This window comes from Wolbachia endosymbiont (group A) of Longitarsus flavicornis, assembly GCF_963931955.1.
Lineage (GTDB): Bacteria > Pseudomonadota > Alphaproteobacteria > Rickettsiales > Anaplasmataceae > Wolbachia.
This window is the reverse complement of sequence record NZ_OZ008337.1, coordinates 1515820-1530783: the sequence shown is the minus strand read 5'-3', so window position 1 is coordinate 1530783 and position 14964 is coordinate 1515820. Positions and strand designations below refer to the sequence as shown.

The window sequence follows — 14964 nt, the reverse complement described above, 5'->3', positions numbered from 1 at the left end:
TTCCAGTGCTTGACACTGGAATCCAGCCTTTTCATAATCATCAAAACGTTGTATTGTAACATAAAACGGCTACTTTTATGCTTACCAACTTAATAAAATTCCTGGATCCCATTGTCTGGGCACTGGGATGACATCTTTTTTTCTTGGTACAAATTACTCTTATATCTCAATGTTTGTACAGCTGTACGTCACGCGCTGGAATGACATCAAAGAGTGGGCTAATGGTTTTTTATAATGTGAGAAGTCTATTTCCTCTTTAAAGTAAAAAATAGTTGACATGTTATACTATTTATGAAATAATTAAGTTAATTTATTATTAATTTAAGGAGTAAAATATGTGGAAAAACATAAAAAAGTTTTTTAAGTGGATTGCTGATCACACAGGAATTTCATGGGTTGCAAGAAAAATTTCATTAGGCTGGAACAGTATTAAAAGCTGGTGGTCTGGTCAATCACATAAAAATGATTTAATTGAGCTAATAAAGGGCAAATCCAATGATTGGGGTATTATTAAAGAAAATGGTAATAAGCAGTTGATACTGCATGTAAAGAAAGAGAATGTACAAGAAATTATGGATGTAAAAAATATTAATCATAAAGATCTATCAAAATATTATGTACGTGTCAGATGTGATAAAGGTATGTTCAAAATTGCTTACAGCGAACTTCCTATCATTAGCGATAATGTGATATCTTTTATAGTAAAGTCGGTAGAGGATGGTAAAACTTCGTCTAGTGAGTTAGAAGGCATGAAAAGGATGTTAGGTTTAAATAGTAAGCATATAGTTGGTACTATAACTCAGATATCTCAGAAACCTGAAGTTGCAAATTCTGCATCTAAAGTGCCTGTAAATGATAGCAAGGCACTAAGCTCAGAAGCTGCTAATACTGTTAATACTAACAATAGTAAACCTGATAAGCTGCTAGAAAATCCATCTAAAGAACAACTTATGTGGTCAAAAATTATTCTACCAATTTTCTAAAAGAGTACTTTCCCTTCAAAAGTGGCACCTCTTTAGGTGCTCTTTTTTTCTTTCTTATACACACAAAAATCATATAGAATTGTAAACGCAGTTTTTTTATTCTGATGCTTTTCAATTCTATAGCTCTGGTTGTCTCTCTATTACTATTTTTCTACATTATCGTAAAAAAACTGAGCGAAAAGAAAGCAAACCTTGAGGGTAATTTATGTAAATTAGAGCAAGAACTTCAAGAAACAAAGCAAACTTTGCTTACGAAGAATGAAGAAATAGTTGATTTAAGGGTCAAAAGAGCAGAACTTGAAGTAACTCTGCAAAAAGAACGTGAGGAAAAGAAAAAGGAAATAGAACTGTTAACACAAGCAGAGGAGAGATTAACAAACACTTTTAAAGCGCTCTCTCTTGATGCCTTGCAAGTGAACAATAACAATTTTCTGAACTTAGCAAAGGAAGTCATTGATAACAAATTAAAAGAAACGGAAAGCGATTTCAAAAAAAGACAAGCAACGATCAACGAAGTTGTAACTCCAATAAAAGAAAAATTAGAAAAATTCGATAATGAAATACGCGAGCTGGAAAAAGAGAGGGTAGGGGCCTATGAAGGTTTAAAGGAGCAAATTGGAGCGCTGATGAACCAAACTTCCAGCCTTGCTAATGCCTTGAGGAAACCTCACATTAGGGGCAAATGGGGTGAAATGCAACTCAAAAGAGTGGTAGAAATGGCAGGAATGATTGAGTATTGCGATTTTTTCACTCAGCCATCGGTAATTGATAAAAATGAAGACAATTTATTACGCCCTGATTTAATAATCAAAATGCCATCTGGAAAGCAAATAATAATAGATGCTAAAGTGCCGCTTGATTCCTACATGGATGCTATATCACAAAATGATTTGCAAATACAAAAGGAGAAATTAAAGAATCATTCCCTGGCAATAAAAAAACACATAAATGACTTGGGTAAAAAAGAGTATTGGAATCAATTTGAAAATACGCCAGAACTTGTGGTGCTTTTCTTAACAGGGGAGGGGGTTTTTAGCGCAGCACTGGAGTATGAGCCTGCTTTGATAGAGATTGGAGTGGAAAAAAAAGTGATCATTGCAACACCGATCACTCTAATTGCGTTGCTGAGAGCAATAGCGTATGGATGGAAGCAGGAGATGATAGCTGAAAACGCAAAGAAAATCAGTGAACTAGGTCATATTTTATATGAGCGCATTTGCACAATGGGCGAAAACTTTGACAATTTGCGCAGGAGCTTAAAAAGTGCTGTTGATCATTATAATAAAACTGCTGGTTCGCTTGAAGCAAGGGTGTTTCCTGCTGCTCGAGAATTCAATAAGCTTGGTATACATGCAAAAAATAAAAGTTTAAGTGCTGCAAAGGAGTTAGAATCTTTACCACGCAGTTTACATACTGAGGAACTGAAAGTAGATTAGACTTCTATTGCACTAGCAAACAAAGAAAGTATTGTTTGTGGCGGAAAATTATTACTTAAATATTTCTCACTCAAGTTTCGTTTTATTAACATATTAAGGAAAAAGTTGACTTTTTGTCTAAAGTGATATAAAATAATAGTTGGTGAGGTAAAAATGTCAGTATCAAAAGAGCGTAAGGAATATTTACTAGAAAAGTTTAAATATGCTGCCAAAGAATTTGGCAAATCTGGTACAAAGTCCAATCATAAAACAGTACCAAAAGTAAGATCTGTATGGCTTCTGGTGTACAGTCCCAGAGTGTAATGGTATGATAAAATATGAGAAAAAATACCATCAAAGGAGGAATTATGGTTACATGGGTGCGCCAAAACAACAGAGACGATTCGTAGAGTAATACAAAATAGTAAAGAGAGCATAGCAAAACTCTCTAAACCTTAATCCAAAAACTATCATTAAATGGAGAAAACGGTCTTTTGCCAAAGACGCTGATATGGGTCCGAAGCATACTCTATTGCCATTAGATGACTGTCTCTACAACCTCAATCCCACACTTCTAGTCTACATCGTTGCTACAGCATTAGCAGACTACCAGATGTTGATGGCGAAGTTATCTCACCAGCAACTCAAAGAGCATCTTTATGACTTTGTTATATTACGCTAAAAGACTCAAAACTCTTAGAACCTGTACATGATCTCAAGAAAGGAATAAACTAAGAGATAATGTATATAAGTTAGGATATATGAGGAGTTTATACCCAAGTAATATAAGTCGGGAAAGATTTGAGATTATATTACCAGATCTAGAGTCCTGTAGAAAAAAAACAAAACCAAGAAAACTTGATTTGTATGATGTATTTTGTGGAGTGTTATACGTTCTGAAAAGCGTTTGTCAGTGGAGAATGCTACCAAAAGAGTTTCCAAAATGGCGCAATTGTTACGACTATTTTAAGAAGTGGAGTGAAAAACCAGATGCAAATAAAGAAAGTGTTCTGGAGCTGGTGTTAAAAAAAAATAGTTGGCGTAGTCCGACAAAACAATGGTCGGAAAGAAAAAACCAGCTTCTGCATAATTGATGCACAGAGTGTAAAAAATGCAGATACTGCTGAAGAAAAAGGCTACGATGCAGGCAAAAAGATTTCAGGAATAAAACGCCATATTGCAGTAGATACGCAAGGTTTGCCACATGCAATTTATGTAACAACAGCAGAGATAACTGACCGTAGCAGTGCTGTGAGAATGGTAGAAAATGCAAAAGAAAACCTCTCGGGAGTTAAAAATGTACTGGTTGATGCAGGCTATACGGGAGAGAATTTTGCAACACAAATAAAAGCAACTATTGGTGCAACTGTTGAGGTAATAAAACGCAGTGAATTACATACCTTTGCTGTATTGCCAAAAAGATGGGTTGTAGAGCGTTCTTTTGCTTGGTTGGAAAAATGTAGACGGTTATGGAAAAATTGCGAGCGTAAACTCAACACCAGCTTGCAAATGGTAGTTCTTGCTTTCACTGCTTTGTTCCTCAAAAGATTATGAACAGGTTCTTAGGGGTCTTACACCTTTTGAGTTTATATCTTTACAGTGCTCCTGAATTGTTCATACTAAATCCACACCATCACACTCTGGACCTAGTAACTCAGCTATGCAGAATGAAAAAAGTTTGTATGGTATACAAATAGTGTGTTTTTTTATAACTATTTTCTATAATGCATAAACCTTTGGTCCAATAAATGCTACCATAGGCATTAAAAGTTAATTAACAAACTGCAATGTATAATGAAATAAAGACACTTGTAAGCGTCAAACAGACGAAATCTGTCAAACCAGGAAGAAACTCCCAATTTAAGTTTTGAGTAATTTCTGATATAACTTTGTGAGAAGCGCTTTTGCAGTTATAACCGACCAAGTCACTGGTGCCTTTAGTGCCCGTTCGTAAGCGTGGTTTTGGGAGGAACGGTCAAATCATTGATGGAGTTTTTGTAGACTACCTCGGTTAGGAGATTGTACTATCAACCGTTCCAAGCTGAAGCGTTTCCCTATTACAAATTATACGAAGGAGTTGCCATGAAAAAAGCAAAAAGTAAATTAGAAATAGTGAATCCTGATGCAGCAGGGATTGATGTTGGTTCATCTGTACATTATGTATGTGTACCTGAAGGAAGAGATGAACAACGTATCCAAAAATTTGGCTGCTTCACTGAAGACCTTCATAATTTAGCACGGTGGTTGAAAAAATGTAAAGTTACAACTGTAGCTATGGAATCAACAGGAGTATACTGGATTCCTTTATTTCAAGTACTCGAATCATATGGGTTTGAAGTAAAACTGGTAAATGCGCGACATGTAAAAAATGTACCTGGAAGAAAGTCAGATGTTCAGGACTGTCAGTGGTTACAACAACTACACAGTTATGGACTACTTCATGGATCATTCAGACCCGATGATCAAATTTGTGTATTGCGTAGTTATGTGCGGCAACGTAAAAGTCTTACTGAAAGTGCATCTACACATGTTCTGCGTATGCAGAAGGCATTAATTCAAATGAATATACAGCTGCATAAAGTTATAAGAGATATTACTGGAGTAACTGGTATGAAAATTATCAAGGCTATAATCGAAGGCGAAAGGGATCCTGAGAAATTGGTTGAATTCAGGGATGCACGAATAAAAAATGATCAGTCTACTATTGCAAAAGCGTTAGCTGGTGACTATAGAGAGGAACACTTATTCACGCTAAAGCAAGAATTTGAACTATATAATATCTATCAAGAAAAAATAGCAGAATGTGATAGAAATATTGAGGCCTATTACAAAACGTTCGAAACAAAACCTGGCGAAAGTAAACAGTTGAGTAAGGAAAAGAATAAGCATAGAAAAAGTAAGCCAAACTTTGCTTTGCACGAGGAACTGCACCGGATAACTGGTATGGATTTTACTAAAGTTCCAGGGCTTGATGTACTAAGTGTACAGACCATAATTTCAGAAACTGGTATAAACCATAGTAAATGGTCAACAGAAAAACACTTCTCATCGTGGTTAGGACTCAGCCCTGCCAATAAAATTACAGGAGAAAAAGTGTTTAGCACAAGAACGCGTAAAGTCATTAATCGTGCTGCGAATGCATTTCGAATGGCTGCTAATTCTGTGGGAAATAGTAAAAGTGCATTAGGTGCATACTACAGGAAATTAAAAAAACGATTAGGAGCGCCAAAAGCAATAACAGCTACTGCAAGAAAGATAGCGTGCATATTTTATAGTATGCTCAAATACGGACAGGAATATGTAGAAAAAGGAATGGAATACTATGAAATACGCTATAAAGATAGAACTGTAAAAAATTTGATCAAAAGAGCAAAGGAACTTGGCTATCTCTTGGTAAAAAAAGATGAGTTAGTTCAAGGAGTTTCTTAGGAGATTTTGATCTTGCAAGTTATAGATAAGCAAATTTGTCATAAAGTTTAATAGTGTCTGTTACTGCTTTTAGGTGTGAGGCTAGAGGGTTATTAGCAGTAACAGACACTATTAAACTTATTATAGAATTTACTTAAAGTAAATACTTAATTTAAAATATTATAATATTTTTACTTACAATAGATTTATGTAAATGCTTTTTTCCTCAAATTAGTATTGTACTATTATACTTGTTGAATGCTAAAAAATTATTAACCATCACTAATCTCTATTTGCATAGTAAGTTTATATATACTATTATACAGTATATCATTTAGTTTTACAGCAAACAAACAAAAGATATGGTGAAGTTATTTGCACTATTGATAATATTTTACTCAAATATATCTGTTGCCTCTGCTCCTACTTCCTGGCAATTTGGATTTCCTGCTCCTGCAACTGAAGTAATGGAGGCTGTAGTTAGGTCACATTCGTTTGTGATGCTTGTGATGGTTACAATAATGCTTTTTGTGTGGGCGCTGCTTGCTTATATAGCGTTTCGCTTTCGTAAAAGCAAAGTAACAAACATAAGTAAAACTACCCATAGTGTTCCTTTAGAAATTATTTGGTTTGTTATACCAACTATCATTGTTGGAATATTAGCCTTTGAAAACGCTAAATTACTGAAGCTACAGGAAGAAATACCGAAGGCTGACATAACACTAAAAGTTATTGGCCATCAATGGTATTGGAGCTACCAATATCCAGAATATCAAGGCGTGTCGTTTGATAGTTATATTAAGGGAAAAGAAGACTTTATCGAAGGAGATTTAAAGCTGTTCTCTGTTGATAACAACATCGTTTTACCCGTTAATGCTAACGTTCGTTTACAAGTTACAGCAGGAGATGTGATACACAGCTGGGGAGTACCAGCTTTCGGTGTAAAAATTGATGCAATACCAGGAAGGCTGAATGAGGCGTGGTTTAATATCAAAAAGCCTGGTGTTTATTACGGGCAGTGCTACGAATTATGTGGTCAAGGCCATGGATTTATGCCAATTGTTGTTGAAGCAGTAAGCAAAGAAGATTTTAATAAGTGGATTGAAAATAGAAAATTAGTGAGTTAAATTTGGAGTATAGATATGAGTGACGTACCAAAGGGCATAAAGCGTTGGTTGTTTTCCACTAATCATAAAGACATAGGGACACTGTACATTATTTTTTCCATATTAGCTGGAATTATTGGTGGATTATTATCGGTGATTATTCGCACTCAGCTAATGCACATTAATATACTTAACAATAATTATCAATTATATAACGTAATGGTTACAGGGCATGCGTTGATAATGGTGTTTTTTATGATAATGCCAGCCCTCATGGGAGGATTTGGTAATTGGTTTGTGCCTCTTATGATCGGTGCACCCGATATGGCATTTCCTCGTATGAATAATTTAAGTTTTTGGTTATTAGTGTCATCTTTTATTTTGCTCATTCTTTCAGCATTTGCTGGCGAAGGTGCAGGTACGGGTTGGACTTTATATCCACCTTTATCACAGGTAATGTCCCATCCAAGTGCAGGAGTTGACCTTGCTATACTTGCACTTCATGTTGCTGGTATGTCGTCAATTGTTGGGGCAATCAACTTTATAGTTACTATATTTAACATGCGTGCGAAAGGCATGTCGTTGACTAAGATGCCACTATTTGTTTGGTCTGTCTTGCTAACAGCATTTATGTTGATTGTTGCCTTACCGGTGCTTGCCGGTGCTATAACTATGCTTCTTACTGATCGAAATATTGGTACTTCCTTTTTTGATCCTGCCGGTGGTGGTGACCCTGTGTTATTTCAACATTTATTTTGGTTTTTTGGTCATCCAGAAGTTTACGTAATTATTTTTCCTGCATTTGGCATCATAAGTCAGGTTGTATCAACTTTTTCTCACAGACCTGTATTTGGTTACATAGGAATGGTTTATGCAATGATAGGTATAGCAGTATTTGGCTTTATGGTTTGGGCTCACCATATGTTCACTGTTGGGCTTAGTGCTGACGCTGCTGCATTTTTTAGCACTACCACAATTTTTATCGGTGTTATAACTGGTGTAAAAGTCTTTAGCTGGATTGCAACTATGTGGGGCGGAGCAATTGAGTTTAAAACCCCTATGCTATTTGCACTAGGTTTTATTTTTATGTTTGTTGGCGGTGGCATAACGGGAATAATTCTTTCTCATGGTGGAATAGATAAGCTCTTGCACGACACCTATTATGTTGTTGCTCACTTCCATTATGTCATGTCACTTGCTGCATTATTTGGAGCTTTTGCTGGCTTTTATTATTGGATTGGTAAAATGTCGGGTAAACAATATAATGAGCGCTTAGGTCAAATCCACTTTTGGCTTACTTTTATTAGCACCAATATCACTTTTTTACCTCAACATTTCTTGGGATTAGCTGGTATGCCAAGACGTATACCTGATTATCCTGATGCGTTTATCCCTTGGAATTATATATCCTCAATTGGCTCATATATGTCCTTTGTTTCAGTTATGTTTTTTGTGTTTATAGTTATACATCTCTTTAAATGGGGCAAGAAAGCTGGAGATAATCCTTGGGAAGGTGACACCTTGGAATGGACGGTATCTTCACCACCGCCTTTTCATACTTTCGAAAAGCCACCAGTGGTAAAATAGAATGTACACAAGTGTTTTGCTAAATGTTGAATCAACAATACTGGATTTTTGGCGTTTGCTGAAGCCAAGGATAATGTATCTTGTGGTGTTTACTGCAGTTGCTGGTATGGTTACTGCACCAGGTAGTATGCACCCTTTTCTAGCACTAATATCTCTTATATGTGTTGCTCTTGGCTCAGGATCTGCAGGTGCTATAAATATGTGGTATGACAGAGATATAGATCTGCTCATGGAAAGGACAAAAAACCGCCCTATACCCTCAGGTAGAGTTTCTGCAGAAAGCGCGCTTGAATTTGGTATCACTCTTGGAATATTGTCAGTATTTATCATGGCAATAGCAGTAAACTATATTTCTGCTGCTTTGCTTGCAGTTAGCATATTATTTTACGTTTTCGTATATACAATTTGGCTAAAAAGGCGCACTCCGCAGAATATCGTTATCGGTGGTGCAGCAGGTGCTTTTCCTCCAATGATTGGCTGGGCAGCTGTGACTAATTCTGTCAGTTGGGAAAGTTTCATTTTATTTTTAGTAATTTTTATGTGGACTCCACCACACTTTTGGGCCCTATCTTTAAATAAGTCTGAAGACTATGCAAGAGCATCGATTCCTATGTTCAATATTGTTTATGGTCCGGAAAAAACAAGAAAATATATATTAATTTATAGTGTCTTGCTGGTGCTAACTAGCTTGCTTCCAGCTCTATTCTTGAAAAAGGCTTTACTTTATCTAAGCATGGCAATTTTTGCAGGTTGCATCTTTATTTGGTACGCTATATCAATTCTTAGATTCAAGAACCACAACTCACAGAAACAAATGTTTTCTTACTCAATTTCTTATCTATTTTCCCTATTCGCCAGTATTATTTTTTGTTCTATTGATTTATTTTAGTTATGAAAGAACGGCAGAAACATAAAAACTATTTTTTCCTTTTCCTTTTGGTAATGCTCGTTGTCACACTTTTTTTTGTTTCTATAATAAAATTTAAAGGTGCAGCTTAAACTACCTTTAGAAATTGTGCTTTCATAAAAGCAACTATATACTTTGTTAACCGATATAAACAAAGATGAGTAAAAAAGAAGTGACAATATATACGGATGGGGCGTGTTCTGGTAATCCTGGAGCGGGAGGATGGGCAGCTATCATATTATTTCAAGATTACAGAAAAGACATTTATGGTAGAGAAGAAAATACCACAAACAATAAAATGGAGTTAACAGCGGTGATCAATGGGCTGAAAGTATTGAAATTTTCTTGTAATATTAATTTATATACGGATAGTCTTTATGTTAAATATGGCATAACAGAGTGGATAAATAAGTGGAAAATGAATGGCTGGAAAACAAGTAATAAAAAATCAGTAAAAAATATGGAATTGTGGAAAGAGCTAGACAACGTTGCTTCACAACACGAAATTGATTGGAAGTGGGTTAAAGCACACAGTGGCGATAAGTATAATGAAGAGGCTGATAGTTTAGCAAGAAAAGCAATAATCGATGCTTAAAAAAATCACTATATCACTTTCCATAGTTCTATTGTTCGTATTCTGCTTATTTGTCTTTTTTAAGGGTGAGAGTCCTTTAGAAATCAATATTAATTATATTAATTTTTATGTTAAACATAAAATATCAAAAACATTTGTTGGCTCAAGCGTTAATATGGAGAATACCTCAGTTGTTTGGCAGAAAGGTAGTAAAGATCCGTATTTAGTCATTACAGATTTGGCAATAGCAAATCCTAATTTTACTATAAAAGTTCCTGAGCTTTTTGTACATTTTAAGTTAAGTTCCTTATTTAAAGCTAGCACAAATCTCTCTCAGGTTTCAGCTGATAATGTGCATGTATGTATCAATCAGAAAGAAGCTGACTTTAAAGCAGTAAATTTTAATCTGCAAAACTCAGTAAAAACAATAAGGGAATTTTTTTTTGACTTAAATGCGGATTCAAAAATTGAATTTACTAACATCGCTATTAATAAAGGCACGGAAGATGAATTTTTTATTGATAAATTGTATATAGGGAAGGGGGAAGATTTTAATGTTTTAGATATTCATGTGAATACAAAAGATGGAAAGGGATTGTTGGACGATTTATCAATTACGGTAAAAAATCGCAACAATTTGTTAAATGTGTACGGGACATTTTATGATCTAAAATTGGGACTATTGAGCGAGTTTTCTACATTAGTTAAAAGCTACAATTTGGACAAAAATATAGGATTCAAAGGAAGCTTCTCAGTGAAAATTAATAAAAAGGATGAAATTGTAGATGGAAATATATACGTATTGAATACAGAAAATTATTTGAACAAAAATTTGGCCTTAACTAATGTAAATATAAATTTAACATATAGTGATGGAATTATTAGTGTAAAAAACTTCCATTTTAAGTTAAATGACACGTATCTCTCTTTAATAGGCAAGATGAACTTTAGTACAAGTCATGCTTTGCTTAGAATTAATATTAGCAAGTTTGCTGCAAAGGATTTATGTACTTATGTACCAGATAGTGTAGTGAATAGTAAATTTAAAAGCTGGTATTGTGATAATATTGATGGGAATGTTTTAAACACAATTGTAAGTTTCAATGGCAAAATTAAAAATTTATTTAATGACGATCTGTCAGATATCGTAGTAGTTGCTGATATAGAAAACGGTAGCGTAAAATTTGATGAAGATTTTGAGCAAGTAAAGGAATTAAAGGGTGATTTGATCATCAAGAATAACGATCTTGAAATTACTGTAAATAGCGCTAAGTTTCAGAATTTCACTATTAATGGTGGTGATATTGAAATGAAATCTCTCGATAAGGAAAATTCAGTTTTAACCATTAATGGCCAAGCTGTAAGTGATGCGTATGGTTTATATGAGCCTATAAGATTTAAGCTGGATGATGTGGTGAAGGTTGAAAGGGATAAAGTAAGTGGAATGGCAAAATCTGTATTTAATTTTCGCATTTTTAATCTAAACGTTGATGACAAAAAAGTAGATTTTTCGGCCAATTTTCATTCTGAAATTGACAATTTGGCCGTCTATAATGCAAGTCTTGGTAAATATGATATTAAGCTTAGTTTTGGCAGTGACTTTATAGATTTAAATGGTAGTGGTATGGTGAATAATACACAGCTATTATTTGACCTGAAAAGTAGCAATAGGAATGAAAGTTTCGCCTGGAATTTGACCGGAGATTTACCCGCTCAAATACTTAATTTTGATGAAAATATAGGTGGCTATGTCAATACAAATATAGAATCGGTGATAAATCAAGATAAGACGGGGCATGTTAATGGTAATATGGATTTATCAGAGCTTGAATCACGTTCAAGTTATTTTGGGTGGAAAAATCGTTTTGAAGATCACAATAAAATTTTGTTTTCTACAAGGTTAAAAGGAGCAGGTGAATTGTTAATAGACAAATTAGATGTTGTAGGAAATGACCTAGATATAAAATTCAGCGGAAGAGTAGAAAATGGAAATTTATATTTAAATTCTAGTAGCTTTAAATTGCCTGATAATGATTTTAGTATAGAAATTGAATCAGGTAAGGAAAAAAATGCCATAACTATTTATGGTAAGGAAATTAACTTAAGTGATATTTTAGGCTTGCTTGGCAAAAACAGTAATGGATTAAACAAAGATATAGAGATTAGTATGAATGTTGACAATGTAATTATGAAAGAAGGCATCGTTATCAAAAATGCTAAGCTGAATGTAACCTGTACTAAAGGTAATTGCAATGGAAGTCAATTTACAGGACAGTTTCTAGAAGATAGCAGCAACATACTAGCGGAATACAGTGGAATAGGGCTCGAAATATATGCGGATAATGCAGGTATACTTTCGCGTTCCTTAGGCATTAGTAAATCAATTAAAAACGGCAAATTGTCTTTTTATCTCTCTCCTCAGAGAGAAAGTGGAGAACATTATGGTACGTTATCCATTAGCAATTTCTACATCAAAGATGCTCCACTACTTACTACTTTATTGTCGATGTCTTCATTGCCTGGTATCGTAAATGCCATAAAGAACGAAGGTGTATACTTTTATAAATGTAATGCACCTTTCTCATACAAAGACGGCTCTGTCGAAATTGAAGAATCTTGGCTTGAAGGAGCGGAATTAGGCATTAGCACTGGTGGTAAGCTCGATATTAAAGATTATAAATTCCAGGTTGAAGGGCAGGTAATACCGGCATATTCAATTAATAAATCTTTGTTTAAAATTCCTATAATTGGGAAACTTCTTACTGGCGGGAAAAGTAGGGGAATCGTTTCAATAGACTATAAAGCAAGTGGTGATGACAAAAACAATAACGTATCTGTTGATCTTATCTCTTCGCTAACTCCAAACCTATTAAAGAGGTTATTGGGAGTGTTTGATCGCATTATGACAAAAACTAACGAAAGTGGCTCAAAAGGTGGTGTGAAAAAGAAATTTGGTTCGATATGACCAAAAGGGAAGTTGTTTAACAAAATTATGGACAAAAGTGCAAGAATTTCAGAATGATCCACCTAGTTTTTTATCTCAGCACCCTTTATCGTCTCCCCATATCTGCAAAGTCAACTAGAAGGGTAGGGGATAAAAGTTCGTTATTTTACTATATTAGGTCATCATGTTGGTGATAATCATGATTACATAGTGAGTAATTGCCTACGTAGTTTTCTTCAGCATCGTGATTAACATCAGGTTTAAGCAAAGAAAGATTGTCATCGGATTGTTCTTCTGATAAGTTAAGCAAAGAAAGGTTTTTATCAGATTGTTCTTCCTCTTTAGACCCAAATAACCATGAAAAGAGTGATGAGATAGAACCAATAATGAATTTAATTGTTGAAAAAATATTGGATAAGAAATTACTGGGTTGCTGAGTATCCTCTTCGGCTGATTCTGGTTCAGGCTCTTTTCCTGCTGTGTCATCCACCTCTTCTTCAGGTTTACTTCTGCTTATAAGTGTCTTATCTAACCATTCGGACATATTCTTGTCTGGATTATGAAAATACATTTGACTTATCTCCTTATTTTCATCAACGTGAATCGATAAAACTGTATTCTCATTCCCCAATCCATCACATTCACTAACGAGCGATTCATGAGAGTTCTTAATGTCTTTGATAAATTGAAATTTTTCTTCTTCTGAAAAGTCCTTGCATCTTACGTTATAAGTGGTGCCTTTGTATTTAAAACTAAATATCCATCCATGGTCTTTATATTCATCTACTAGTTCATGAATATTCTTGACATTTTGTATAGCTTTAAATTTTTCATCTTCTGAAAAGTCCTTGTATCTTACGTTATAAGTGGTGCCTTTGTATTTAAAACTAAATATCCATCCACGGTCTTCATATTCATCTAGTCCAGAATTCTTGACACGTTGTATAATTTGAAATTTCTCTGCTTCTGAAAGATCCTTGAGGTATATACTACTAGTTGTATCTTTATATTTAAATTTAAACATCGATCCACGATCTTCATATTCATCTAGTCCAGAATTCTTGACACGTTGTATAATTTGAAATTTCTCTGCTTCTGAAAGGTCCTTGCGGTATATACTACCAGTTGTACCTTTGTATTTAAATATAAACTCCGATCCACGGTTTTTATATTCATCTACACCCATCTGCTTGCAAATAGCTTTATAATTTTTTTCCTCCACTTCTCGTCCAACAACATTTGCTATAAGTTCAGTATCCAGATTATACAAAGCTTTGACTGTTGCCGATGGTGAAAAACGCAATTGAAATATGTGGCCTAGCTCATGACCTAGAACAAAATCCATGGCACTTTGCTTATATGTCAGAATATTCTGACTATCTGTTACTCCTCGTGTAATATATCCTGGACTACCATCTTCATCTATGCCGAGAAGATCATTATACTTTGTATAATCGCTTCTATTATTAAAAATGTAAACCGTTATATCGTAACTTGCATTACTATTTTTCAAGCAAAACTTTTCTTTAAATGCTTCATAGGCAGTTTTAATGTCTGTTTCTATTTGACTTCGTTCTTGTTGAGATAAGTTGTCGTATTTTATAGTACAATGTATATACCCGTATTTAGCGATAAAGCTGTTGGGCAAAACATCATGTATATTTGTGGAAAAATAATTGAACTGCTTTGACTCAGCTTCCTTATACAATTGATGCCCATATTTATCACTAGAATACTTTGGTAGTTTAGGTACTTTGGCAATTAAGTTTTTGTTACTATCAAAAAAAGAAATGTCTGTATTACCAATTTTGCAATTTTGTATAGATTGTCCACAAGTGCCATCATTTGCACAATCATGATGATTTGGGTCAGTCTTCTTATAAAACCATGCGTTAGTGTATTTTCCCATTTTGATACCTCACTACCAAACCTTACTATATTATTATCTTGGTAAAAATCATAATAATTCGTTAACTTGTGTTTTAAATTTATGTATCAAGTGTATCCCATAAAGTGCCAATTGTGAGGCTAATGAACTTT

General features: G+C 34.5%; 11 protein-coding genes and 1 pseudogene. 11 read left to right on the top strand and 1 reads right to left on the bottom strand.

Annotated features, from left to right (window positions below; translation table 11 throughout):
- Positions 1-335: 335 nt before the first annotated feature.
- From AABM58_RS07355 to AABM58_RS07305, 11 genes and pseudogenes are all read left to right on the top strand, one after another.
- Entirely contained in the window at positions 336-983 is a 648-nt protein-coding gene (locus tag AABM58_RS07355; RefSeq protein WP_338406809.1) for a hypothetical protein, read from the top strand.
- A 104-nt stretch (positions 984-1087) separates the two neighbouring features.
- Positions 1088-2419 carry a DNA recombination protein RmuC gene (locus tag AABM58_RS07350; protein WP_338406808.1) on the top strand — a complete coding sequence of 444 codons (1332 nt, stop codon included), beginning with the start codon at positions 1088-1090 and terminating at the stop codon, positions 2417-2419.
- Positions 2420-2572: 153 nt separating this feature from the next.
- Complete coding sequence (locus AABM58_RS07345) at positions 2573-2722, top strand: hypothetical protein (protein ID WP_338406807.1); 150 nt, start codon at positions 2573-2575, stop codon at positions 2720-2722.
- Between the two features lie 24 nt (positions 2723-2746).
- A pseudogene (locus tag AABM58_RS07340) lies at positions 2747-3028 on the top strand (IS481 family transposase); the annotation flags it as partial.
- Positions 3029-3159: 131 nt separating this feature from the next.
- A protein-coding gene (locus tag AABM58_RS07335; protein ID WP_338405927.1) for an IS5 family transposase occupies positions 3160-3952 on the top strand; the annotation gives its coding sequence in 2 pieces (ribosomal slippage) (positions 3160-3423 and positions 3425-3952; 792 coding nt in all).
- A 528-nt stretch (positions 3953-4480) separates the two neighbouring features.
- On the top strand, positions 4481-5827 hold the full coding sequence (locus AABM58_RS07330) for an IS110 family RNA-guided transposase (RefSeq protein ID WP_338406860.1): 1347 nt from the start codon (positions 4481-4483) through the stop codon (positions 5825-5827).
- Positions 5828-6168: 341 nt separating this feature from the next.
- Positions 6169-6933: a cytochrome c oxidase subunit II gene (coxB, locus tag AABM58_RS07325; RefSeq protein WP_015589127.1), complete on the top strand. Its 765-nt coding sequence runs from the start codon at positions 6169-6171 to the stop codon at positions 6931-6933.
- 15 nt (positions 6934-6948) lie between these two features.
- Complete coding sequence (ctaD, locus tag AABM58_RS07320; RefSeq protein ID WP_253302366.1) at positions 6949-8499, top strand: cytochrome c oxidase subunit I; 1551 nt, start codon at positions 6949-6951, stop codon at positions 8497-8499.
- Between the two features lies 1 nt (position 8500).
- The gene (locus AABM58_RS07315) at positions 8501-9388 is read left to right on the top strand and encodes a heme o synthase (protein ID WP_338406806.1); all 888 of its coding nucleotides are present in this window, start codon (positions 8501-8503) and stop codon (positions 9386-9388) included.
- Positions 9389-9563: 175 nt separating this feature from the next.
- Positions 9564-10001 (top strand): ribonuclease HI, encoded by a 438-nt coding sequence (gene rnhA / locus AABM58_RS07310; protein WP_265023240.1) that lies wholly within the window; start codon positions 9564-9566, stop codon positions 9999-10001.
- Positions 9994-12945: a YhdP family protein gene (locus AABM58_RS07305; RefSeq protein ID WP_338406805.1), complete on the top strand. Its 2952-nt coding sequence runs from the start codon at positions 9994-9996 to the stop codon at positions 12943-12945. Before rnhA ends, AABM58_RS07305 begins: the two co-directional genes overlap by 8 nt.
- A 148-nt stretch (positions 12946-13093) precedes the next feature.
- Here the strand turns inward: AABM58_RS07305 and AABM58_RS07300 are convergent, their stop codons facing one another.
- Positions 13094-14833 carry a hypothetical protein gene (locus AABM58_RS07300; RefSeq protein ID WP_338406804.1) on the bottom strand — a complete coding sequence of 580 codons (1740 nt, stop codon included), beginning with the start codon at positions 14831-14833 and terminating at the stop codon, positions 13094-13096.
- Positions 14834-14964 lie beyond the last annotated feature (131 nt).